Raw genomic sequence first — 18,785 nt, 5'->3', positions numbered from 1 at the left:
TTCCCCCAAGCCGCACTGCAGCTATGGGGTGTGCCGCGCTGTGGCGCATAGGGAATGGGAAGAAATCGCGGTTCACTGCATTGCAGAGAAGCCGGGTACTCGGCCTAAACGTCGACGAGCCCAAGACGCTTTTCGATGCGGGAAACGCGTTCATCCATCCGGTCGAGCCGGGTCGAAATGCTGGCATATTGCATTTCGAGAGTGCCGAGCCGACCTTTGACCTCCTGCATGTCGTCGGCGAGCCGATCAACCGTCGTGCGAATGGCGTGAAGATGCTCAAGCGCAAGGTTTTCGGTTGCCGGCGACATGGCCGTGGCTCCAGACGATTGAGGTTGTCCCAATATAAGGCCATTTGCGCTATTCCACCACCCCGGCCGTTTCCACCACCGCATGCATCAGCACGTCGCATCCCGCGCCTGCCCATTCCCTTGTGATCTCTTCGGCCTCGTTGTGGCTCAACCCGTCAACGCAGGGGCACATGACCATGGCGGTCGGGGCGACGCGGTTGATCCAGCAAGCATCGTGGCCGGCACCGGAGATGATGTCCATGTGCGAGTAGCCGAGCCGCTCGGCCGCGTCGCGGATCGCCTTGACGCAGCCATGGTCGAATTCCGGCGGGTCGAACTGGCCGACGATCTCTGCCTCGAAGCTGACGCCCAGGGCATCGCAAAGCTTCGGGGCTTCCGCCATCAGCCTGTCGACCATGCCGTTCAAGGTGTCGAGCTCGTGGCTGCGGAAATCGATGGTGAAGACCACCTGGCCCGGAATGATGTTGCGGGAGTTCGGGTAGACGTCGATGTGGCCGATGGCGCCCACGGCGTTCGGCGCGTTGGCCATCGCGATCTCGTGCACCAGCTCGGTGATCTGGGCGAGGCCGCGGCCGGCGTTCTTGCGCATCGGCATCGGGGTCGAGCCGGTGTGGCTTTCCTTGCCGGTCACCGTGCACTGTATCCAGCGCAGGCCCTGGCCGTGGGTGACGACGCCGATGTCCTTGCCTTCGGCTTCCAGGATCGGGCCCTGCTCGATGTGAAGTTCAAACAGTGCATGCATCTTGCGTGCGCCCACTTCCTCGTCGCCCTTCCAGCCGATGCGAACCAGCTCGTCGCCGAAGCGCTTGCCCTTGGCGTCGACCTTGTCATAGGCCCAGTCCTGGGTGTGGATGCCTGCAAAGACGCCGGAAGCCAGCATCGCGGGCGCAAAGCGGGTGCCTTCCTCGTTGGTCCAGTTGACCACAACGATCGGATGCTTGGTCTTGATGTCGAGATCGTTCAGCGTGCGGACCAGCTCGAGGCCTGCAAGCACGCCAAGCACGCCGTCATATTTGCCCCCCGTTGGTTGGGTGTCGAGGTGAGAGCCGACATAGACCGGCAGCGCATCTGGATCAGTGCCGGGCCGGGTCATGAACATGTTGCCCATGGTGTCTACGCCCATGGTGAGACCCGCGTCTTCGCACCATTTGCGGAACAGGTGGCGGCCTTCGCCGTCCTCGTCTGTGAGCGTTTGGCGGTTGTTGCCGCCGGCAATGCCCGGTCCGATCTTGGCCATGTCCATGAGCGATTCCCACAGCCTGTCGGCGTTGATGCGAAGATTTGCTGCAGGTGCGGACATGGTGGTCTCCTATTTCAGTTCGACTTCAACGAAGGTCATCGGTGCGGTGCCGCCGTTGATGACATTGTGTTCGACGCCAAGCGGGCGGCGATAGGCGTCGCCTGCCGCCATTGTGACTTCGCGCGCGCCGCCGCCCGGCTCCTCGAGCACCATGACGCATTCGGTCACCGGTGTGACGACATAATCATGGCCGTGCACATGCCATCCGGTTTCCTGGCCGGGTTCGAAGTCGAAGCGCGTCACGCGGACGCGCTCATCATCGACCAGGGTTGTTGCGGTGGCGGGTTCACGTTTCATGGCTCAGTCCGGTAAATGGATAACGGCTTCACACGGCTCGAAGGCGGGATCTGTCAGTTTCCCGCCGATGACATTTTGGGCGATCTGCATGGTCAGGCAACTTCATTGAGAACAGTGCGCACACAGTCAATCAGTTCATCGATCTGCGATTTTGAAATGATCAGTGGCGGCGACAATGCAATGATGTCGCCGGTGGTGCGAATCAAACAGCCCTTTTCCCAGGCGCGGACGAAGCAGGCAAAGGCGCGCTTGGTCGGCTCTCCGGCAACACCCTGGAGTTCGATTGCGCCAACCAGGCCTATGTTGCGGATGTCGATGACATGTGGCTCGCCCTTGAGGGAATGCAGTGCATCCTCCCAATAGGGCGCAAGCTCTGCGGCGCGCTCGAACAGGCCTTCCTGCTTGTAGGTCTCCAGCGTGCCGAGTGCGGCGGCGCAGGCAATCGGATTGCCCGAATAGGTGTAGCCATGGAAGAACTCGATCATGTGTTCGGGTCCCTGCATGAAGGCATCATGGATTTCCTGGGTGACAAACACCGCGCCCATCGGAATCACGCCGTTGGTCAGTCCCTTGGCAGTGACGATGATGTCGGGCTTCACATCGAAATGCTGCGAGGCAAAGGCGCTTCCGAGCCGGCCATAGCCGGTGATGACCTCATCAAAGATCAGCAGGATGCCGTGCTGGGTGCAGATCTCGCGCAGGCGCTTGAGATAACCCTTCGGCGGAACCAGCACACCGGTGGAGCCCGCCACCGGCTCGACAATCACAGCCGCAATGGTTGAGGGGTCGTGAAGGGTGACGATGCGCTGCAACTCGTCGGCCAGATCGCCGCCATGCTCAGGTTCGCCACGGGTGAACGCATTCTGTTCGGGCAGGTGGGTGTGCGGCATGTGATCGACGCCGGTCAGCAGCGTTCCGAACATCTTGCGGTTGGCAACGATGCCGCCCACGGAAATGCCGCCGAAATTGACACCGTGGTAGCCGCGTTCGCGGCCGATCAGGCGGGTGCGCGAACCGTCGCCTTTCACCCGGTGATAGGCCAGCGCCACCTTGAGCGCGGTTTCCACCGATTCCGAGCCAGAATTAGTGAACAGCACATTGGCCATGTTGTCGGGTGCGATGTCGATCAGCCGGTTGGCCAGTTCAAAGGCCTTGGGATGGCCCATCTGGAACGCGGGCGCATAATCGAGCTCGCCGACCTGTTGGCGGATGGCTTCGGTGATCAGCGGCCGGCAGTGGCCGGCATTGACGCACCAGAGGCCGGCCGTGCCATCAAGCACCTGGCGGCCATCGGCGGCGCTGAAATGCATGTCCTTGGCAGCCACCATCATCCGCGGGTTCTGCTTGAACTGGCGGTTGGCGGTGAACGGCATCCAGAATGCCCGCAAATCATTGGGTGTGGTGTTGAGCCGGTTGGACATGGCTGGCGCGCCTCCTGACGCTTGGATTCCCGATCGTTCAGTCAGGGAAAAATTCGAACGCCTGATCTTGTGTGTCAGGCTGTGTTGCGAATTCTTGACTGTTTGATAAAACTCTAACAGGGCGGACAATCCGGTCAAGGCCAATTGTCCATGTTGGCGCAAGTGAAATTGAGGCCTGGGAAGGGTAAACGTGGCAGAGCGAGAAGCGCCGGACATGAAAGCGCGGGCGATGGAGACCCAACGCAAGACGCGCATTCAAGTTGAAAACGAGGAGCGCATTCTCGATGCGGCGCTGGAAGTTTTTTCAGTGCGTGGTTTTCGTGGTGCAACGATCGACCAGATTGCCGATCATGCGGGCATGTCCAAGCCGAACCTGCTCTATTATTTTCGACGCAAGATCGACATGTATGAAGCCCTGATCAGCAGGCTTCTGGACACCTGGCTGGAACCGCTGCAGGAGCTCGATGCGGCTGGGGACCCGCTTCCCGAACTGCAATCCTACATTCGCCGGAAGCTTGAAATGGCGCGAGATTTTCCGCGCGAAAGCCGGCTGTTTGCCAATGAAATCCTGCAGGGCGCACCGCATATCAAGACGCTTCTGGAGAGTGAACTCAAGCCGCTGGTCGACGAGAAGGCCAAGGTTCTTGCGGGCTGGATGAAGGAGGGGCGGATCAACAGTGTCGATCCGCGCCATCTGATCTTCTCGATCTGGTCGACAACGCAGCACTATGCCGATTTCGATGTCCAGGTTCAGGTGATCCTGGGACCAGACCTGGGCGGTGACGGCCGGTTCGAGGATGCCGCGCGCTATCTCGACATGCTGTTTCTCGACGGGCTCAAGCCGAAGGTCAAATCAGGCGAACAACCAAGGGTCAGGTCTCTCTGACGTGCTTGATCTCCGGGGCTTTGCCAGCGCAACCATCACTTAGCCTCGTCCGGCCCTGACAGTCGCCGGGTCATGAGCGGCCAGGGGTCCTATGCGATCAGGCCAACTGCGCGTCTGCCTTCCTCGGTCTTGAGAGAGAAATCATCGCCGTCATAGGGCCGCCCGGCATCGGTGGCGAGCCAGGCGATTGCCTTGCCGACCCATTCCGTCGAGATGTGCGCAGACCAGTCGAGCTGACTGACGGGATTGATGCCGGAATCCTTGATGGTTCGCTGCATGTCCGTTGCCACGGTACCGGGCGAAAGGCCGACCACACGGATATTGTCCTGCGCGTTTTCCTTGTGGGCGCAGCGGGTGAGCGACAGCACGGCGGCCTTGGTGGCGCAGTAGTGGCTCCAGCCTTCGATTGCACCGGTGGCCGCACCTGACGAGATGTTGATGATGACGCCGCCACCATGCTGTTTCATCACGGGAATGGCTGCGCGCAGGCCGTGATAGACACCCTTGAGGTTGATATCGACGGCCTGGTTCCAGATGTCGGGATCGGACTCTTCAAGCCTGGCGATCGGATCGATCACGCCGGCATTGTTGACCAGAATGTCGAGGCCGCCGAAGCGGTCCCTTGCAGCCGCAACAGCCTTCTGCAGATCCTGAAAGCGGCTGACATCGCAGCTGACGGCCATGGCGTTATCCCCGATTTCGGCGGCAATGCGGTCGATGTCGCTGGTCGAGCGCGCAGCCAGGACAATATTGGCGCCATAGCCTGCCATGACGCGGGCGGCCGCCTCGCCGATGCCGCGGCTGGCGCCAGTGATCAGGGCGGTCTTGCCGGTCAAGTTGATGGTCATTCCATGTTCCCTTCGATTCCAGGTGTTTGGTGGCGGCAATGATCCGCCGGATTTACTTTGCGCCGGTGTCCGGAGCCAAGGTGTTCAATGGCCCAATTCAGCCGCGGTGACCATGGAGCGATCAGGCTGACCAGCATTTTACACCAATCTGGCGCAAGCCTGAGCCTTTAGAACTGTTATCCGGTCGATGATGTGCCGGGTGCGAAGCGGGCTTTTGCAATGTCTCAAAACGGGCTGTCCATCATCCGGGCAAAGGGTGCTTGATGAGTGTGGATCTGAACGGAAAGACGGCCTTGATCACCGGCGCCAGCCGCGGGATTGGTGAGGCCACGGCTCGCATCTTCGCCGATTATGGTGCGAATGTTGTCCTTGCCGCAAGGTCCACGGCCGATCTCAAACGGATTGCTGCTGAAATCGGTCATCGCGCGCATGCGGTGCGTTGTGATGTTTCCCGGTTTGCGGATGTTCAGGATGCCGTAAACGCCAGTGTCGAGCGTTTCGGACAGCTTGACATTCTGGTCAACAATGCCGCTGTGATCGAACCGATCGCCCGCCTCGAAGAGTCCGATCCCGAGGCCTGGGGCCGGGTGATCGATGTCAATGTGAAGGGCGTTTATTACGGGCTTCGAGCCGCTATCCCTGTCATGAAACGGTCCGGTGGCGGTGTTGTGGTCAATGTCTCGTCCGGCGCGGCTGTTTCCGTACTTGAGGGGTGGAGCCATTACTGCGCGTCCAAGGCCGCAGTTCTTTCGCTAACGCGAGCGGCCCACAGGGAGAACATGCAGGACAATGTCCGTGTTGTCGGCTTGTCGCCGGGCACCGTCGCTACGGACATGCAGCGAACGATCCAGGCCTCTGGGATCAATCCCTTGAGCTTTTTGGACTGGTCCTGGCACATTTCACCGGAATGGGTGGGCGAAGCGGCCGCCTGGCTCACCACGGAGAATGGCAAAGAGTATGATGGCGGTGATTTCGAGCTCAAGACCCAAGAGGGCAGACGGGCGGTCGGGCTGATCGCGTAGACGAAACGGGCACTGTTGATCGACAAATCAATAAATCCAGAAATGTTGATGTTAGGCTGGTCTCGCAGCGCAGTTTGGGTTAGGGGAGAGCTTGTCAGATCCCAATCATAAAGAGTCCCATCATGAGCATTGTCATCCATCACAATCCCGGTTGCGGGACGTCGCGGAATGTTCTGGAGATCATCCGCGGCTTTGCCGGTGAACCGGTTGTTGTCGAATATCTTGAAACCGGATGGACCCGGCCGCAACTCTTGGGCTTGTTCGCAGCTGCGGGACTGACCCCACGCGAGGCGCTGAGGGTTTCCAAGTCGCCGGCGGAAGAGCTGGGACTGACCGATCCATCTGTCAGCGACGAGGTGATCCTCGATGCCATGATCGAGCACCCTGTTCTGGTCAACCGCCCGATCGTGTGCACGCCGAAGGGGGTTGCCCTGTGCCGCCCGTCGGAAGCGGTGTTCGCGCTTCTCGATGTGCCCTCCGGTGCGAGCTACACCAAGGAAGATGGTGAGGTTGTCACAGCGCCATGAGCAATGATCTGCCGAATATCGACCCTGACAGTCTGCACCAGCCCGATACAGATCTCCTGAGCCTGTCCGGTGAGCCAAGTCATCCGCCACGGGTGATGATGCTCTACGGCTCGTTGCGTGAGCGTTCCTATTCGCGGTTCATGACCCTGGAAGCGAAGCGTGTGCTCGAGGCCCTGGGTGCAGAGGTTCGCGTGTTCGATCCGGCAGGACTGCCGCTGGTGTCTGACAGTGAGGAAGCGCATCCGAAGGTCCAGGAATTGCGCGAGCTTTCGCTCTGGTCGGAAGCCCAGGTCTGGTGTTCTCCTGAACGGCACGGCGCGATGACCGGGGTGATGAAGACCCAGATCGACTGGTTGCCGCTGGCGCCGATTGGCGGGGTGCGTCCGACCCAGGGCCGGACGCTGGCGCTGATGCAGGTGTGCGGCGGATCGCAGAGCTTCAACACCGTCAACCAGATGCGCATTCTCGGCCGCTGGATGCGGATGATCACGATCCCCAACCAGTCTTCGGTGCCCCGCGCATTTGCGGAGTTCACCGAAGAAGGCCGGATGAAGTCATCTCCCTTTTACAACCGGATGGTTGATGTGATGGAGGAACTGGTCAAGTTCACCCTGCTGACCCGTGGCCGCGCGGCCTATCTGGTGGACCGCTATTCCGAGCGAGTGGAGAGCGCCGAAGAGCTCTCCAAGCGGGTCAATGTACGATCGATCTGAGGTCAGACCGCGCCGGTGTATTCGCCGCGCGCCGGATAGTCGTTCTTGATGGCGAAATCGAGTGCGCCCACGAGCTCCGAGAAGTGAGGGCGGACGAACGGCATGGTCTGCACGGATCCGTAATAGAGGGTCTGCTGCGGCGTCACCATGAACAGGCCTGGCTCGGAAAACAGGGCCGGTTCCTCGATGCCGATGGATGTCGTGCCGCGTGAGGTGGAGATGTACAGGCCCCATTCGCGCGCCTTGTCCAAGGGCAGGTCGTAGCCGAACCGCAAGCTGTCTGCACCGATCTTCTCCGCCATCTGACGGGTGCGGTCCTCACCGTCTGAACTGACGGCGATTGTGGCGACGCCGCGTTCGGCAAAATCGGAGACCCGCTTCTGCAACTCTGTGAGATAGGTGGCGCAGATCGGGCAGTGCAGCCCGCGGTAAAAACAGATCACCGTTCCGCGCTCCGAGCTGTCGGTTGCAAGGTTGAACTCGCCGTGGCTGAGCGTCGGCAATGTGAGGTCTGGTGTCTTCTGGCGTGGCATGAGCATGGTTGGGGCCTTTCTGTGAGCCGGTTGTGATATCAATCTATCGGATTTATGATCAAAGAAATCCGAAATAACTGATAGAAAATCCCGAAATGGCAGGTTTTGATCGTTTGACAACCTTGATGGAGCGCTTCACGCTTCAGGTCGTGCCTGCGGATGCGTCACGGGCGACGCTCGTTGTGAGCGCTGATGAAGCCGGTGAGCCATCACAGATCCTGTTTGGGGCGCCGGGGATTGCGAGCGGCATTGATCCCGATCGGGTGCTGGTCTGTGTCGTGGTGGATTGGGGTGGCGCCGACAACCCCCTGATGGCGGCGCTGCCCAACCGGTTTGAGTTTGCTTTGGCTCAGGACGTGGAGATGGCAAGCGTGGTGAGCCTGATGCGCTCGGAACTTGGCGCCGGGCGGTGTGGTGCGGCCTCGGTGGTCAACCGCCTCGGAGAGGTGCTGATCGTGCGTCTGTTGCGGGCGCAGATCGAAGCGGGCTCCACCGGACCGGGGCTGATTGCCGGTCTGTCCGACCCGCGGCTGAGCCGGGCCATTGTTACCATGCATGATCAGCCGGGCCGGGACTGGCGCAACCAGGATCTGGCGGAGATCGCCGGCCTGTCGCTCAGCCGTTTGGCCGAAACCTTCATGGCAATTGTGGGCGAAACGCCTGCGGCCTATCTACGGCGGTGGCGGCTGACACTGGCGCGTCAGGATCTCCTCAAGGGGGACCGGGTGGACGCGGTTGCGCGGCGCTACGGATATGGTTCGCCGGAGGGTTTTGCCCGGGCGTTCCGGCACCGCTACGGGCGCAATCCTCTGGAAATGCGGGCGCACGCCTAACACGTATCCGATGCCGGAATGGTTGAAAGAAGCCCCCAGTGACGGGCGCGCCTTAGCCGCGCAGCACCGTCCTGTTGCGGAAGTCTTCCATGTCGACCTCGATCTGGCGAAGCTCGGATTGCATCCGCCCGATTTCGCGTTCCAGGTCCCGGATCTTCCAGCGATTGTTGTCAATCCTGCGCTCTGCCTCGCGCTGGTCAACCTGTCCCTTGGCGATCAGGTCCTGGTCTGTGCGGATCGCCTGTTCGAGACTCCTGATCTGGGATTCCGCGCTGCGAATGTCGCTGGATTTGCGATAATAGGCCTGACCCAGGCTGTAGCCTTCGCGGAACCCGGCATCCAGATCAACCGGACAGACATTGGCGTAGGATTTGCCATCGCGGCCGACGGACAGGCCGTTGAGCGGCGTGCAGTAGCGCGGCAGTCCCTGCTGATAACCCTGGTACCAGAGCGTCTGGTCGGCGAGAACACCGGCACGTTCGCATGCCTTGACGTGGCGGGCGAAGCGGCTTTGCGGCTCGTAGCCGGCCGCGCCATCCTGTTCGCCAACCACGCGCCAGTCAGCAACGGCGCACTCTTCCTTCGACATGGTCTGGCACGATGACAGCACAATGGCTGTAATCAGGACCATAACAACGCGCTTCAACATGATGTTCCCCGCAACTCGATCTGAGATGATTTCATAGCCAGATGGTCAGGACTTGGCAATTGTTGTGACCCGGGAGAGAGCAGGCTGCCTGAAACCGCCAAACCAGATCTGTCTGTCGTGTGGCAGAGCGAGGAGCTGAAAACAACTGTGGCCCCGCCATCTGAAAAATGACGGGGCCACGGGTCTTGTTGCCAAAGCTGGATTTATTCAGCAGCCTGCTTCGACATCGGATTGTTCGGGTGCGTTGTCCAGTTGGCGTAATCGGGGTCGATCGGCCGGCTGGTGCGCGGGTCCGAGCCCTCGGTCATCTGCACCATGGTGATGCAGTCATCGACAGGACAGACATTGACGCAGAGATTGCAGCCGACGCATTCGTCGTCCATCACCTCGAAGTGCCTGGCGCCATCCACCATCGAGGTGATCGCCTGGTGCGATGTGTCCTCACAGGCAATGTGGCAGCGGCCGCACTTGATGCACAGATCCTGATCGATCTTCGCTTTCGTGACATAGTTGAGGTTGAGATACTGCCAGTCGGTGACATTCGGGACCGCGCGGCCCTGAAAGTCTGCGATGGTCTCGTAGCCCTTCTCGTCCATCCAGTCGGACAGGCCCTGCGCCATTTCCTGAACGATCTTGAAGCCGTAGGTCATCGCCGCGGTGCAGACCTGAACGGTGCCGCAACCGAGTGCAATGAACTCGGCCGCATCGCGCCAGGTTTGCACGCCGCCAATGCCGGAGATCGGCAGGCCGCGTGTTTCCGCATCACGGGCGATTTCGGCCACCATGTTGAGCGCGATCGGCTTGACCGCCGGGCCGCAATAACCGCCATGCGAGCCCTTGCCGTCGATCGTTGGCATCGGCGCGAAATTGTCGAGATCGACCGAGACAATCGAGGAGATGGTGTTGATCAGCGACACCGCATCCGCGCCACCGGCCTTTGCTGCGCGGGCCGGATAGCGGATGTCGGTGATGTTGGGCGTGAGCTTCACGATCACCGGCAAGCGGCAATATTGCTTGCACCATTCGGCGACCATCTGGATGTATTCGGGGACCTGGCCGACGGCCGAGCCCATCCCGCGTTCGCTCATGCCGTGCGGACAGCCGAAGTTGAGTTCGATGCCATCGGCGCCGGTGTCCTCGACGCGTGGCAGGATTGCCTTCCAGCTTGCCTCCTCGCAGGGCACCATGATCGAGACGATCATGGCCCGGTCGGGCCAGCGTTTCTTCACTTCCGCGATTTCACGCAGGTTGGTTTCGAGGTCGCGGTCGGTGATCAGCTCGATGTTGTTGAGCCCCAGCAGGCGGCGGTCAGGGCCCCAGATCGCGCCATAGCGCGGACCGTTGACATTGACGACCGGCGGGCCGGCTTCGCCAAGGGTCTTCCAGACCACGCCGCCCCAACCGGCTTCGAAGGCGCGCTCGACATTGTAGGCTTTGTCGGTCGGCGGCGCAGAGGCGAGCCAGAACGGGTTCGGCGATTTAATTCCAAGGAAATTGGTGGACAGATCTGCCATGGTCTCGTCTCCTTCCTTAGCCCATCAGGGCTTTGTGAATGCTTTCAGCGGCGATCTTGCCGTCTTCGACGGAGACCACGGTGAGATCTTCGCCGCCGGCAATGCAATCGCCGCCGGCCCAGACCTTGGGATGGGATGTGCGCCGCGCCTCGTCTGTGCGGATGCGGCCCTTCTCCAGCGTGATGTCCACACCTGCGAGCGGGCCGGCATCCGAAGTCTGGCCGATGGCCTTGAACACCTGATCGGCCTGAAGCGTGACGGTTTCGCCGGTGCCGCGAAGCTTGCCGTCGTCTCCAATTTCGCTTTTCTCGAGTGTGATGGCCGAAACTGCGCCGCTTTCGGTGTGCAGCTCTTTCGGCATCATCCAGTGGCGGATGGTGATGTTGTTGGTCTGTGCCAGTTCTTGCTCATAGAGCGAGGCGTTCATCTGTTCCTGGCCGCGGCGGTAGGCGATCGTCACCTCCTCTGCGCCCAGGAGCTTGGATTGCATCGCGGCGTCGATGGCGGTCATGCCGCCGCCGATGACGACGACGCGCTTGCCGATATCCAGAGCCGACAGGTCCTCGGTCTGGCGCAGCACGCCGATGAAATCGACCGCGTCAAGAACACCTTCGGCATCCTCGCCTTCCAGCCCGAGCGCATTGACGCCGGGCAGGCCGACGCCAAGGAAGACGGCGTCGTAATCGCCGGTCAGCCCATCGAGCGTGATATCGCGGCCCAAGGCCTTGCCATTCTCGATGGTGATGCCGCCGATCTGCATGATGAACTCGACTTCATCCTGGGCGAAGTCGTTGGTCGTCTTGTAGGCGGCGATGCCATATTCGTTGAGGCCGCCGGATTTCTCCCGGGCTTCGAAAATGGTGACGTCATGACCGTGCACGGCGAGCCGGTGGGCGCAGGAAAGACCTGCTGGCCCGGCGCCGATGACGGCGATCTTCTTGCCGGTCGGGGCTGCGCGCGTAAACGGATGCGCCTGTTCGCGCTCCATGAAGGTGTCTGTGGCATGGCGCTGGAGCAGGCCGATCTTGACCGGCTTGCCTTCGGCCACTTCGCGCACACAGACTTCCTCGCACAGCGATTCTGTGGGGCAGACGCGGGCGCACATGCCACCCAGAATGTTCTCTTCGAAGATGGTCTTGGCAGAACCGACCGGGTTGCCGGCCTGGATCTTGCGGATGAACATCGGGATGTCGATCGATGTCGGGCAGGCCGTCATGCAGGGTGCGTCGTAGCAGAAGTAGCAACGATCGGCTTCGACCAGGGCTTCGTGTGGTGTCAGTGGCGGGTGAATGTCTGAGAAATTGTCTGCATAGGCAACGTCTGGAAGACGGCCGGACTTGATGTCACTGGATTGGGTTTCTGTCATTCTCTGGACCCCTCGTTGTCGAGATCTTTTTTGCGCGGTCTGTTGTGGTGCAACTCCTCAGTGACACCAGCGCCGCCATTGGCAAAGAATGAAACGATTTTATCAAAAGGTCAAATTTTTTATCAAATGATCAAAAATTGACTTTTATGGTCAAGATTGCGCTTCTGCGGCGGCACGTTAAATATGCTGGCAAAGCAAGGAGCCAGCTGTGACAGTCTATCCGATAACCGACTACGACGATGCCTATGCGAACGGCGCCCATATTGCCGGCGCTGGGGAGTTTCCACCCAGATGGATACAACAGGCCGAAGGTTTCCGCAGCACATTGAAGCAAGCGGGGCGGGCGCGGACCGATCTTTCCTGCGGTCCGGGTGATCGCCATGCCGTGGATCTGTTTTTGCCCGAGGGTGCGCCCAAAGGGCTGGTTGTGTTCGTGCATGGCGGGTACTGGAAGGCGTTCGACAAATCCGTCTGGTCGCATTTGGCCGCCGGGGCTCTGGCTCATGGGTTTGCTGTGGCGATGCCGAGCTACACTTTGTGCCCCGATGCCCGGATTGGCGATATCGCCCGTGAAATCGCCACCGCCGTCAGCTTTTGCGCCGGTGAAATTGCCGGGCCGATCCGTCTGACCGGTCATTCCGCCGGTGGGCATCTGGTGACGCGGATGATCAGCGGCGAGGCGCTGCTGCCTGAAGCGGTGTTGACGCGGATTGCCGGTGTGGTCTCGATTTCGGGGGTCCATGATTTGCGGCCGATCATGCGGACCGAGATGAACGACACCCTCCACATTGACATGGATGAAGCGCGCTCACAGAGCCCGGTGCTGCTTGAGCCGCTGGCTGCGGTTCCGGTTACGGCCTGGGTGGGGGCAAAGGAGCGACCGGAATTTGTGCGTCAGAACAGGGCGCTGTTCGACATGTGGCGCGGTTTCGAGACGCCAATGGCGATTGTGGAGGAAGCCGGCCGGCACCATTTTGATGTGATTGACGGATTGGCTGATCGGGATCATCCGCTGTGCAAGGCGGTTGTCGGGGCCGCCGGTTGAACGGTACCGCGCCGGTGCATCTCCCCGGATTAAAGCTTTGTTGACCAGGTTGGCCTAAGGTTTCGCGCAATTGTATGGATTGCGGGTGCTCAGTGATGAGTGTTGAGAGGCCGCAAGCCAGTCCCGATCACGGAATCCGGAAACAGCCATGACGCATTTCAAGGCCATGATCGGCCTCACTGCATCGCTTGCGGCCTTTGCTTTTCAATCTGATCTCAAGGCGGCCGAGCAACTTCCTGATCCGACCTTCGCCCAGGCGGCGCTGGTTGGCGAGTGGTGGGCAACGCCCAACATCAAATTCGACTATCAGCGCGGTGCGCTCTGCGGCTCTGTTGCCGGTGGAAGCGTCCAGCCCTGGGACGCGATCCTGGGCATCAACGGGGTGCGGCTCGACAAGGGCGAGACATACCGGCTGTCGATCATTGTCTCCGGCGATCCCGGAGGCCCGATGCGGGCGATTGCACAGAAAGGGGCCGAACCCTGGACCGCGGAAGGGGAGATCACCCGGCGCCTCAGTCCAGACAAGCAAAGCGCCAGCACAGATTTTGAAGCCGGAACCACGCACCGCCCGGCCCAGCTTGTGTTTCAGCTTGGTGGCTCGGAAAGAGCCTGGCGCTTCTGTCTGCATTCGGTTTCGCTACTGTCCGGTCAGGCGTCTGCACCGGCGTCCGTCAGCGGCGGGCCTTCTGCCATTCGCGTGAACCAGACCGCTTATCTCCCCGGCGGTCCCAAGCGCGCCACTCTGGTGCAGGCTGGCCGCACTGCCCAGACCTGGACTCTGATCTCGAACACTGGCGCGCGCGTCGCTTCGGGAAAGACCAGGGCCAATGGCCTGGACATGTCTTCAGAGCTTGAGGTGCATACCATCGACTTCAGCGATTTCGACACGCCGGGCGACGGCTATCGGCTGGTTGTGGGTGGGGAAACGAGCCCGCTATTCTCGATATCCCGCGAGGCTTATGCCGCGTTGCGCAATGACGCCTTGTCCTATTTCTACAAGGTGCGAAGCGGCATCGACATCGAGGCGAAATACGCCGGAACGGACTATGCCCGTCCAGCCGGGCATCTGGGAAAATCTCCCAATCGAGGCGACACGTCGGTTGGCTGCGTCGACACACGCACCGCCCGAAAGGTCTACGGCAAGGCCTGGAGCTGTGGCTACAAGCTCAACGTGGCCGGTGGCTGGTATGACGCCGGCGATTTCGGCAAGTACGTCGTCAATGGCGGCATTGCGACTGCGCAGCTGCTCGCGAGCTATGAGCGCGCCCTGAACTACGGCGGCAGCTCTCAGGCGCTGGCGGATCGGCTGGTTTCCATCCCGGAAGCAGGCAATGGTGTCCCCGACATTCTTGATGAGGCGCGCTGGGAGCTTGATTTTCTGGTCTCCATGATGGTGCCGGAGGGAGAACCCCTGGCCGGCATGGCGCATCACAAGATGCATGGCAATCGCTGGACGGTCGGCCCGATCCTGCCGCATCGCGACCGGGAGCTGCGGGTGCTGCATCGCCCCTCGACAGCGGCAACGCTCAATCTTGCTGCGGCGGCTGCTCAGGGGGCGCGGCTGTTTGCGCGTGCTGATCCCGCCTACGCGCAATGGCTGCTCTCCGCCGCGATCCGCGCCTATGAGGCCGCCGAAGCCAACCCGAAACTCTATGCTCCGGTCACCAATGGCACCTTCGGCGGCGGGGATTATTCCGATGACGATGTCTCTGACGAGTTCTACTGGGCCGCATCCGAGCTTTATCTGACAACCAGCGATGCGGCCTGGCTCAAGCGGGCAAAAGCCTCGCCGCACTGGTCGGGTCCGGTGTTTTATCCCGACGGGTTCAACTGGCGTGCGACTGCGGCGCTGGCGCGGATTCAGCTCGCTTCGGTGCCGTCAAACATGCCCTCGGGCGATCTGAGGAAAATCCGCTCGTCGGTCATCAAGGCTGCCGATGCCTATCTCAAGGTGCAGCGCAAAGAAGCGTTCGGTTTGATGTACAGTCCTGACCAGGGCTTTGGGTGGGGATCGAACCAGTCGCTGATCCAGAACATGATCGTGGTTGCCACCGCCTATGACATTACCGGCCAGAAACGTTATCTGCAGGCGGTGCGTGAAAGCATGGACTATCTGCTCGGCCGCAACGCTTTGGGCATCTCCTACGTCACGGGGTACGGGACACTTTACGCCCAGCGCCAGCATTCCAACATGTTCGCGCATGCCAGCGACCCGTCCTATCCCAAGCCGCCCAAGGGCGTTCTGGCAGGGGGACCGAACAGCCAGCCGGCGGATGACTATGCGATCAAGGTGCTCAAGGGCTGCGCGCCGCAGGCCTGTTATGTCGATGATCCGCGCTCGTTCTCAACCAACGAGATCGCCATCAACTGGAACGCGCCGCTGGTCTGGATCGCCTCGTTTCTTGCAGATACCAGGTGAACCGGACGTACTGCACTGAAGCCGGCAACCGCATCTTAACGCCACCGGGCTAGGTTGGGGCAGTTCAATTCGCCGGGATTTCGCCCCATGACCACGATCGCCATTGTCGGCGCTGGCTTTGTCGCAGACTACTACGTGACGACGCGCGCCAATCATCCCGAGTTGCGGCTTGGTGGCGTTTGGGATCGCGATGCCGCGCGGCTCAAGCAGTTTACCGGGTTCCACGGACTCAAAGCCTATGGATCGCTTGAACAGTGTATGGAAGATCCGGATGTTGCGATCGTCGTCAATCTGACGAACCCTGAAAGCCATTTCGCGCTCAATTGCATGGCCCTTGAAGCAGGCAAGCATGTCTATTGCGAAAAGCCGCTGGGGATGACGTTTGACGAGGCGCGCCATGTCATAGATCTGGCTGATCAGAAGGGGCTGACCGTTTGCGGCGCGCCCGCAAATGGCCTGTCGGATGCGAAACGGCTGACGGCACAACTGATCGAGACGGGTCAAATTGGCAAGCCGCGACTTGCCTACGCCGAAATGGAAGACGGTCCCGTCTTCAAGGACAATTGGACCGAGTGGCGCTCGCGATCCGGGGCGAAATGGCCCGGACTGCATGAGTTCGAGGTCGGCTGCACGCTCGAGCATGCTGGCTATGGCCTGTCCTGGCTGGTGGCGCTGTTCGGGCCGGTCGAGAGTGGCCAGGCTTTTTCTGCGCTGACCTTTCCGGACAAGGGGCCCGGTACGCATGATCTCTCTTTGGCGGCGGATTTTTCCGTCGGCTGCCTGACATTCAGGTCTGGCGTGACGGCGCGGCTGACCTGTGGTCTTGCGGCGCCGCGTGATCGCTCGCTAACGATCGTGGGCGATGAGGGATCAATCGTGGTGCGCGATCTTTGGGATGACCGCTCGCCGGTTCATCTCAGCCGCTTTGACGAAAAACGCCCCCTGCTGCAACGGCTGGCCGGCCGCTTCGAGCGTCAGCGCGGTACGGTGTTGCCGCTCAGGCTGACCCATGGAAAACCGGTGGCTTACCCGTTTCCTGCTTCGGCCATGAGCCTCTCGTCGTTTCCCTCGAAGATCGATTTCGCGCGCGGCATCGCCGTGATGGCGGAGGCGATCAGCTCCGGCGAGACGCCGTTTTTCTCTGGTCAGCGCGCGCTGCATCTGAGCGAGCTGGCACTGGCGCTCAATGACGGTGTTGGCAGTTTCGAGCCGCGCTCGAATTTTTGAGAGTTGTTCTGAGCTGGCTTCAGGCCGTTTCCGGCGGGCGAGCAAGCACCTGCCCGATCATTCGCAGAACGGCCAGTGTGTCATCCAGCCTATTGGACGGTTCCTCCAGCCTGCCTTCCCTGATCGCGCTTGAAGCGGCGTCGATTTCAAACTCCATGCCGGTTCCCTCGAAGCGATAGGGATGCCGCGTCACGCCGGGCAGGGGCATCGACCGGGAGAGCTTGCGGCGAAGGCGTGCCGACAGTCCGCTGCCGCCGGGATGGGCGAGGTCTGCGAGCCGCCGCGAGGCGAAGATGGTGTACTCCTCCGCCTTGATGAAAAGCGGGCCGAGAACCATCACGCCCTTCTCGCCCTCAATGATGATCCGGTTTGATCCGTCACGCTCAAAGCTGCAGGAAACATGTGCCTCAACATCGGCGAAACGCAGCGCAAGGTGGGCGCTGATATCGACGCCGGACGGAGCTGCGCGCCAGGTGCCGTCAACATGCTGGGGTTCGCCGAGAAAATACCTTGCGAGAGACAGGGGATAGACACCAAGATCGTGCAGGACGCCGCCGCCCTGGGCCTTGTCGAAGAAGCGGCTTTTCGGGTCGTAAGGCACGTTCCAGGCGAGGTCTGCTTCAAACCGGAGGATTTCACCGATGGCGCCGTAGAGAATGGCGGCACGCGCTGCTCTCACCGCAGGCAGATAGCGGCTCCACATCGCCTCCATCACGAAGCTTTTGGAAATCTCTGCGGCTGCCTTGATATCGAGGGCTTGATCAAGGTTCGCGGTCAGCGGTTTTTCCACGAGCACCGGCATGCGGGCCTTGATGCAAGAAAGGGCCTGATCATGATGGATCGTATTGGGTGTGGCGACATAGACCGCATCAATCAGGCCGGACCCAATCATCGCGTCGAGGGAGGCAAAACCGGTCACGCCATCGAAGTGCTTGGCGAATGACTGCGCTGAAACTTCCGAGCGGCTTGCAACAGCGGTCAGGCGCGCAGCGCGGGCGTGGCGTATGTCACCGGCGAACTGGCGAGCAATGTGGCCAGTCCCGGCTATGCCCCAGCGGATGATGTCGGATTTTGTCATGATAGGATCATAGCGGTGCCCGGGTGAAAACCCGGTAAAGAACGCCGCAGTATCCCGCGATGCTGGAGTTTGAGTTTTCTACCAGGGCAGAGCTTCGCCCTTGTAGTCATAAAAACCGCCGGTTTGTGCGGGCTTCAGCTGGTCAATCACTTCAATCAGCATGGTGGCCGCGTCGGAGGGAGGGCGAACTGTCAGTCCGTTTTTGGCGAAATCACCCGACAGCCCGGTGTCGACGGTTCCCGGATGCAAGGCGACGCATATGGCCTCCGGCGCGCGGCGCTTGAGTTCGATTGCGGCTGAGTGAACCAACTGATTGAGTGCAGCCTTGGAGGCGCGGTAGCTGTACCAGCCACCCAGCGCGTTGTCGCCAATGGAGCCGACCTTGGCCGAAAGGGTGGCAAAGACCGATTTTCCCGATTTTGGAAGAAGTGGCAGAAAATGCTTCATCAGAAATGCCGGGCCGGCCGCATTGACGGCAAAGGCATAGGCCATATGCGCCGGATCAATGGCCGAGAGGGATTTTTCCGGGCTGAAACCGTTGCCGTGGAGAAAGCCTGTGGCGTCAAACACCAGGCGAATGTCGAGCCCTGTGGCCTTGGCCTGTGCTGCTGCGGCCGCGATTGTTGCTTCATCCAGCAAATCGATGCCGGGCTCTGATGTGCGGGAGAAACCGATGACGCTCTCGAAAGAGCCAGAGGCTTCAAGTGCCGCCTTGATGGCTGCACCAATGCCGCCGCTCTGGCCGATGACAATCGCCAGACCGCCCGTTTGAAGACTTTGCATGTGTTCGTTTCCCGCT

At 60.8% G+C, this 18,785-nt stretch carries 19 protein-coding genes; 8 read left to right on the top strand and 11 right to left on the bottom strand.

The window, feature by feature from the left end; translation table 11 throughout:
• Positions 1 to 104: 104 nt before the first annotated feature.
• The 4 genes from HPDFL43_RS17035 to aptA form a co-directional block, all read right to left on the bottom strand.
• Positions 105 to 308, bottom strand: coding sequence for a hypothetical protein (locus tag HPDFL43_RS17035; protein ID WP_007198634.1), 204 nt, complete (start codon positions 306 to 308; stop codon positions 105 to 107).
• A gap of 49 nt (positions 309 to 357) precedes the next feature.
• On the bottom strand, positions 358 to 1,608 hold the full coding sequence (locus HPDFL43_RS17030) for a Zn-dependent hydrolase (RefSeq protein ID WP_007198633.1): 1,251 nt from the start codon (positions 1,606 to 1,608) through the stop codon (positions 358 to 360).
• A 9-nt stretch (positions 1,609 to 1,617) separates the two neighbouring features.
• Positions 1,618 to 1,905, bottom strand: a complete 288-nt coding sequence (locus tag HPDFL43_RS17025) for a cupin domain-containing protein (RefSeq protein ID WP_007198632.1) — start codon at positions 1,903 to 1,905, stop codon at positions 1,618 to 1,620.
• Positions 1,906 to 1,997: 92 nt separating this feature from the next.
• Positions 1,998 to 3,326: an omega-aminotransferase AptA gene (gene aptA / locus HPDFL43_RS17020; RefSeq protein WP_007198631.1), complete on the bottom strand. Its 1,329-nt coding sequence runs from the start codon at positions 3,324 to 3,326 to the stop codon at positions 1,998 to 2,000.
• A 214-nt stretch (positions 3,327 to 3,540) separates the two neighbouring features.
• Here aptA and HPDFL43_RS17015 point away from each other — a divergent pair, with 214 nt between their 5' ends.
• A complete protein-coding gene (locus HPDFL43_RS17015; RefSeq protein ID WP_007198630.1) occupies positions 3,541 to 4,212 on the top strand; it encodes a TetR family transcriptional regulator C-terminal domain-containing protein in 672 nt (223 codons plus the stop codon).
• 89 nt (positions 4,213 to 4,301) lie between these two features.
• On the opposite strand, the gene HPDFL43_RS17010 is transcribed toward HPDFL43_RS17015, so the two are convergent.
• A complete protein-coding gene (locus tag HPDFL43_RS17010) occupies positions 4,302 to 5,060 on the bottom strand; it encodes an SDR family oxidoreductase (RefSeq protein ID WP_007198629.1) in 759 nt (252 codons plus the stop codon).
• Positions 5,061 to 5,323: 263 nt separating this feature from the next.
• Between HPDFL43_RS17010 and HPDFL43_RS17005 the strand changes: the two genes are divergently transcribed.
• The 3 genes from HPDFL43_RS17005 (at position 5,324) to arsH (ending at position 7,322) form a co-directional block, all read left to right on the top strand.
• Positions 5,324 to 6,082, top strand: coding sequence for an SDR family oxidoreductase (locus tag HPDFL43_RS17005; protein WP_007198628.1), 759 nt, complete (start codon positions 5,324 to 5,326; stop codon positions 6,080 to 6,082).
• A gap of 122 nt (positions 6,083 to 6,204) precedes the next feature.
• The gene (gene arsC / locus HPDFL43_RS17000; protein ID WP_007198627.1) at positions 6,205 to 6,609 is read left to right on the top strand and encodes an arsenate reductase (glutaredoxin); all 405 of its coding nucleotides are present in this window, start codon (positions 6,205 to 6,207) and stop codon (positions 6,607 to 6,609) included.
• The gene (gene arsH, locus HPDFL43_RS16995) at positions 6,606 to 7,322 is read left to right on the top strand and encodes an arsenical resistance protein ArsH (protein WP_007198626.1); all 717 of its coding nucleotides are present in this window, start codon (positions 6,606 to 6,608) and stop codon (positions 7,320 to 7,322) included. Before arsC ends, arsH begins: the two co-directional genes overlap by 4 nt.
• Positions 7,323 to 7,324: 2 nt before the next feature.
• Here arsH and HPDFL43_RS16990 read toward each other — a convergent pair whose 3' ends face one another.
• Entirely contained in the window at positions 7,325 to 7,861 is a 537-nt protein-coding gene (locus HPDFL43_RS16990; RefSeq protein ID WP_007198625.1) for a peroxiredoxin-like family protein, read from the bottom strand.
• Positions 7,862 to 7,950: 89 nt separating this feature from the next.
• Between HPDFL43_RS16990 and HPDFL43_RS16985 the strand changes: the two genes are divergently transcribed.
• Positions 7,951 to 8,688, top strand: a complete 738-nt coding sequence (locus HPDFL43_RS16985) for an AraC family transcriptional regulator (protein WP_040449304.1) — start codon at positions 7,951 to 7,953, stop codon at positions 8,686 to 8,688.
• A gap of 52 nt (positions 8,689 to 8,740) precedes the next feature.
• On the opposite strand, the gene HPDFL43_RS16980 is transcribed toward HPDFL43_RS16985, so the two are convergent.
• From HPDFL43_RS16980 to HPDFL43_RS16970, 3 genes are all read right to left on the bottom strand, one after another.
• Complete coding sequence (locus tag HPDFL43_RS16980; protein ID WP_040449302.1) at positions 8,741 to 9,337, bottom strand: DUF2799 domain-containing protein; 597 nt, start codon at positions 9,335 to 9,337, stop codon at positions 8,741 to 8,743.
• Between the two features lie 203 nt (positions 9,338 to 9,540).
• Positions 9,541 to 10,851 carry an NAD-dependent dihydropyrimidine dehydrogenase subunit PreA gene (preA, locus tag HPDFL43_RS16975; RefSeq protein WP_007198622.1) on the bottom strand — a complete coding sequence of 437 codons (1,311 nt, stop codon included), beginning with the start codon at positions 10,849 to 10,851 and terminating at the stop codon, positions 9,541 to 9,543.
• A gap of 16 nt (positions 10,852 to 10,867) precedes the next feature.
• Positions 10,868 to 12,217 (bottom strand): NAD(P)-dependent oxidoreductase, encoded by a 1,350-nt coding sequence (locus tag HPDFL43_RS16970; protein WP_007198621.1) that lies wholly within the window; start codon positions 12,215 to 12,217, stop codon positions 10,868 to 10,870.
• 208 nt (positions 12,218 to 12,425) lie between these two features.
• Here HPDFL43_RS16970 and HPDFL43_RS16965 point away from each other — a divergent pair, with 208 nt between their 5' ends.
• The 3 genes from HPDFL43_RS16965 (at position 12,426) to HPDFL43_RS16955 (ending at position 16,908) form a co-directional block, all read left to right on the top strand.
• The gene (locus tag HPDFL43_RS16965) at positions 12,426 to 13,262 is read left to right on the top strand and encodes an alpha/beta hydrolase (RefSeq protein WP_007198620.1); all 837 of its coding nucleotides are present in this window, start codon (positions 12,426 to 12,428) and stop codon (positions 13,260 to 13,262) included.
• Positions 13,263 to 13,410: 148 nt separating this feature from the next.
• Positions 13,411 to 15,681, top strand: coding sequence for a glycoside hydrolase family 9 protein (locus HPDFL43_RS16960; RefSeq protein ID WP_007198619.1), 2,271 nt, complete (start codon positions 13,411 to 13,413; stop codon positions 15,679 to 15,681).
• Between the two features lie 87 nt (positions 15,682 to 15,768).
• On the top strand, positions 15,769 to 16,908 hold the full coding sequence (locus tag HPDFL43_RS16955) for a Gfo/Idh/MocA family protein (protein WP_007198618.1): 1,140 nt from the start codon (positions 15,769 to 15,771) through the stop codon (positions 16,906 to 16,908).
• Positions 16,909 to 16,927: 19 nt separating this feature from the next.
• Here the strand turns inward: HPDFL43_RS16955 and HPDFL43_RS16950 are convergent, their stop codons facing one another.
• Together HPDFL43_RS16950 and HPDFL43_RS16945 are read right to left on the bottom strand one after the other, a co-directional pair.
• Complete coding sequence (locus tag HPDFL43_RS16950; protein ID WP_007198617.1) at positions 16,928 to 17,986, bottom strand: Gfo/Idh/MocA family protein; 1,059 nt, start codon at positions 17,984 to 17,986, stop codon at positions 16,928 to 16,930.
• Positions 17,987 to 18,064: 78 nt separating this feature from the next.
• Positions 18,065 to 18,769, bottom strand: a complete 705-nt coding sequence (locus tag HPDFL43_RS16945; RefSeq protein WP_007198616.1) for an SDR family NAD(P)-dependent oxidoreductase — start codon at positions 18,767 to 18,769, stop codon at positions 18,065 to 18,067.
• Positions 18,770 to 18,785 lie beyond the last annotated feature (16 nt).

It is taken from the genome of Hoeflea phototrophica DFL-43 (assembly GCF_000154705.2).
GTDB classification, from domain to species: Bacteria; Pseudomonadota; Alphaproteobacteria; order Rhizobiales; family Rhizobiaceae; genus Hoeflea; species Hoeflea phototrophica.
Note: the sequence above shows the minus strand (reverse complement) of the source record. Positions and strands in the feature narration are given on the sequence as shown.

Bases quoted from the DNA above. Each gene is read 5' to 3' on its own strand.
- HPDFL43_RS17030 (WP_007198633.1), bottom strand. From the start codon at position 1,608: ATGTCCGCACCTGCAGCAAATCTTCGCATCAACGCCGACAGGCTGTGG.
- HPDFL43_RS16980 (WP_040449302.1), bottom strand. From the start codon at position 9,337: ATGTTGAAGCGCGTTGTTATGGTCCTGATTACAGCCATTGTGCTGTCA.
- aptA (WP_007198631.1), bottom strand. From the start codon at position 3,326: ATGTCCAACCGGCTCAACACCACACCCAATGATTTGCGGGCATTCTGG.
- HPDFL43_RS16950 (WP_007198617.1), bottom strand. From the start codon at position 17,986: ATGACAAAATCCGACATCATCCGCTGGGGCATAGCCGGGACTGGCCAC.
- HPDFL43_RS17035 (WP_007198634.1), bottom strand. From the start codon at position 308: ATGTCGCCGGCAACCGAAAACCTTGCGCTTGAGCATCTTCACGCCATT.
- HPDFL43_RS17005 (WP_007198628.1), top strand. From the start codon at position 5,324: ATGAGTGTGGATCTGAACGGAAAGACGGCCTTGATCACCGGCGCCAGC.
- arsH (WP_007198626.1), top strand. From the start codon at position 6,606: ATGAGCAATGATCTGCCGAATATCGACCCTGACAGTCTGCACCAGCCC.
- HPDFL43_RS16960 (WP_007198619.1), top strand. From the start codon at position 13,411: ATGACGCATTTCAAGGCCATGATCGGCCTCACTGCATCGCTTGCGGCC.
- arsC (WP_007198627.1), top strand. From the start codon at position 6,205: ATGAGCATTGTCATCCATCACAATCCCGGTTGCGGGACGTCGCGGAAT.
- HPDFL43_RS17010 (WP_007198629.1), bottom strand. From the start codon at position 5,060: ATGACCATCAACTTGACCGGCAAGACCGCCCTGATCACTGGCGCCAGC.
- HPDFL43_RS17015 (WP_007198630.1), top strand. From the start codon at position 3,541: ATGAAAGCGCGGGCGATGGAGACCCAACGCAAGACGCGCATTCAAGTT.
- HPDFL43_RS16985 (WP_040449304.1), top strand. From the start codon at position 7,951: ATGGCAGGTTTTGATCGTTTGACAACCTTGATGGAGCGCTTCACGCTT.
- HPDFL43_RS17025 (WP_007198632.1), bottom strand. From the start codon at position 1,905: ATGAAACGTGAACCCGCCACCGCAACAACCCTGGTCGATGATGAGCGC.
- HPDFL43_RS16970 (WP_007198621.1), bottom strand. From the start codon at position 12,217: ATGACAGAAACCCAATCCAGTGACATCAAGTCCGGCCGTCTTCCAGAC.
- HPDFL43_RS16990 (WP_007198625.1), bottom strand. From the start codon at position 7,861: ATGCTCATGCCACGCCAGAAGACACCAGACCTCACATTGCCGACGCTC.
- HPDFL43_RS16945 (WP_007198616.1), bottom strand. From the start codon at position 18,769: ATGCAAAGTCTTCAAACGGGCGGTCTGGCGATTGTCATCGGCCAGAGC.
- HPDFL43_RS16955 (WP_007198618.1), top strand. From the start codon at position 15,769: ATGACCACGATCGCCATTGTCGGCGCTGGCTTTGTCGCAGACTACTAC.
- preA (WP_007198622.1), bottom strand. From the start codon at position 10,851: ATGGCAGATCTGTCCACCAATTTCCTTGGAATTAAATCGCCGAACCCG.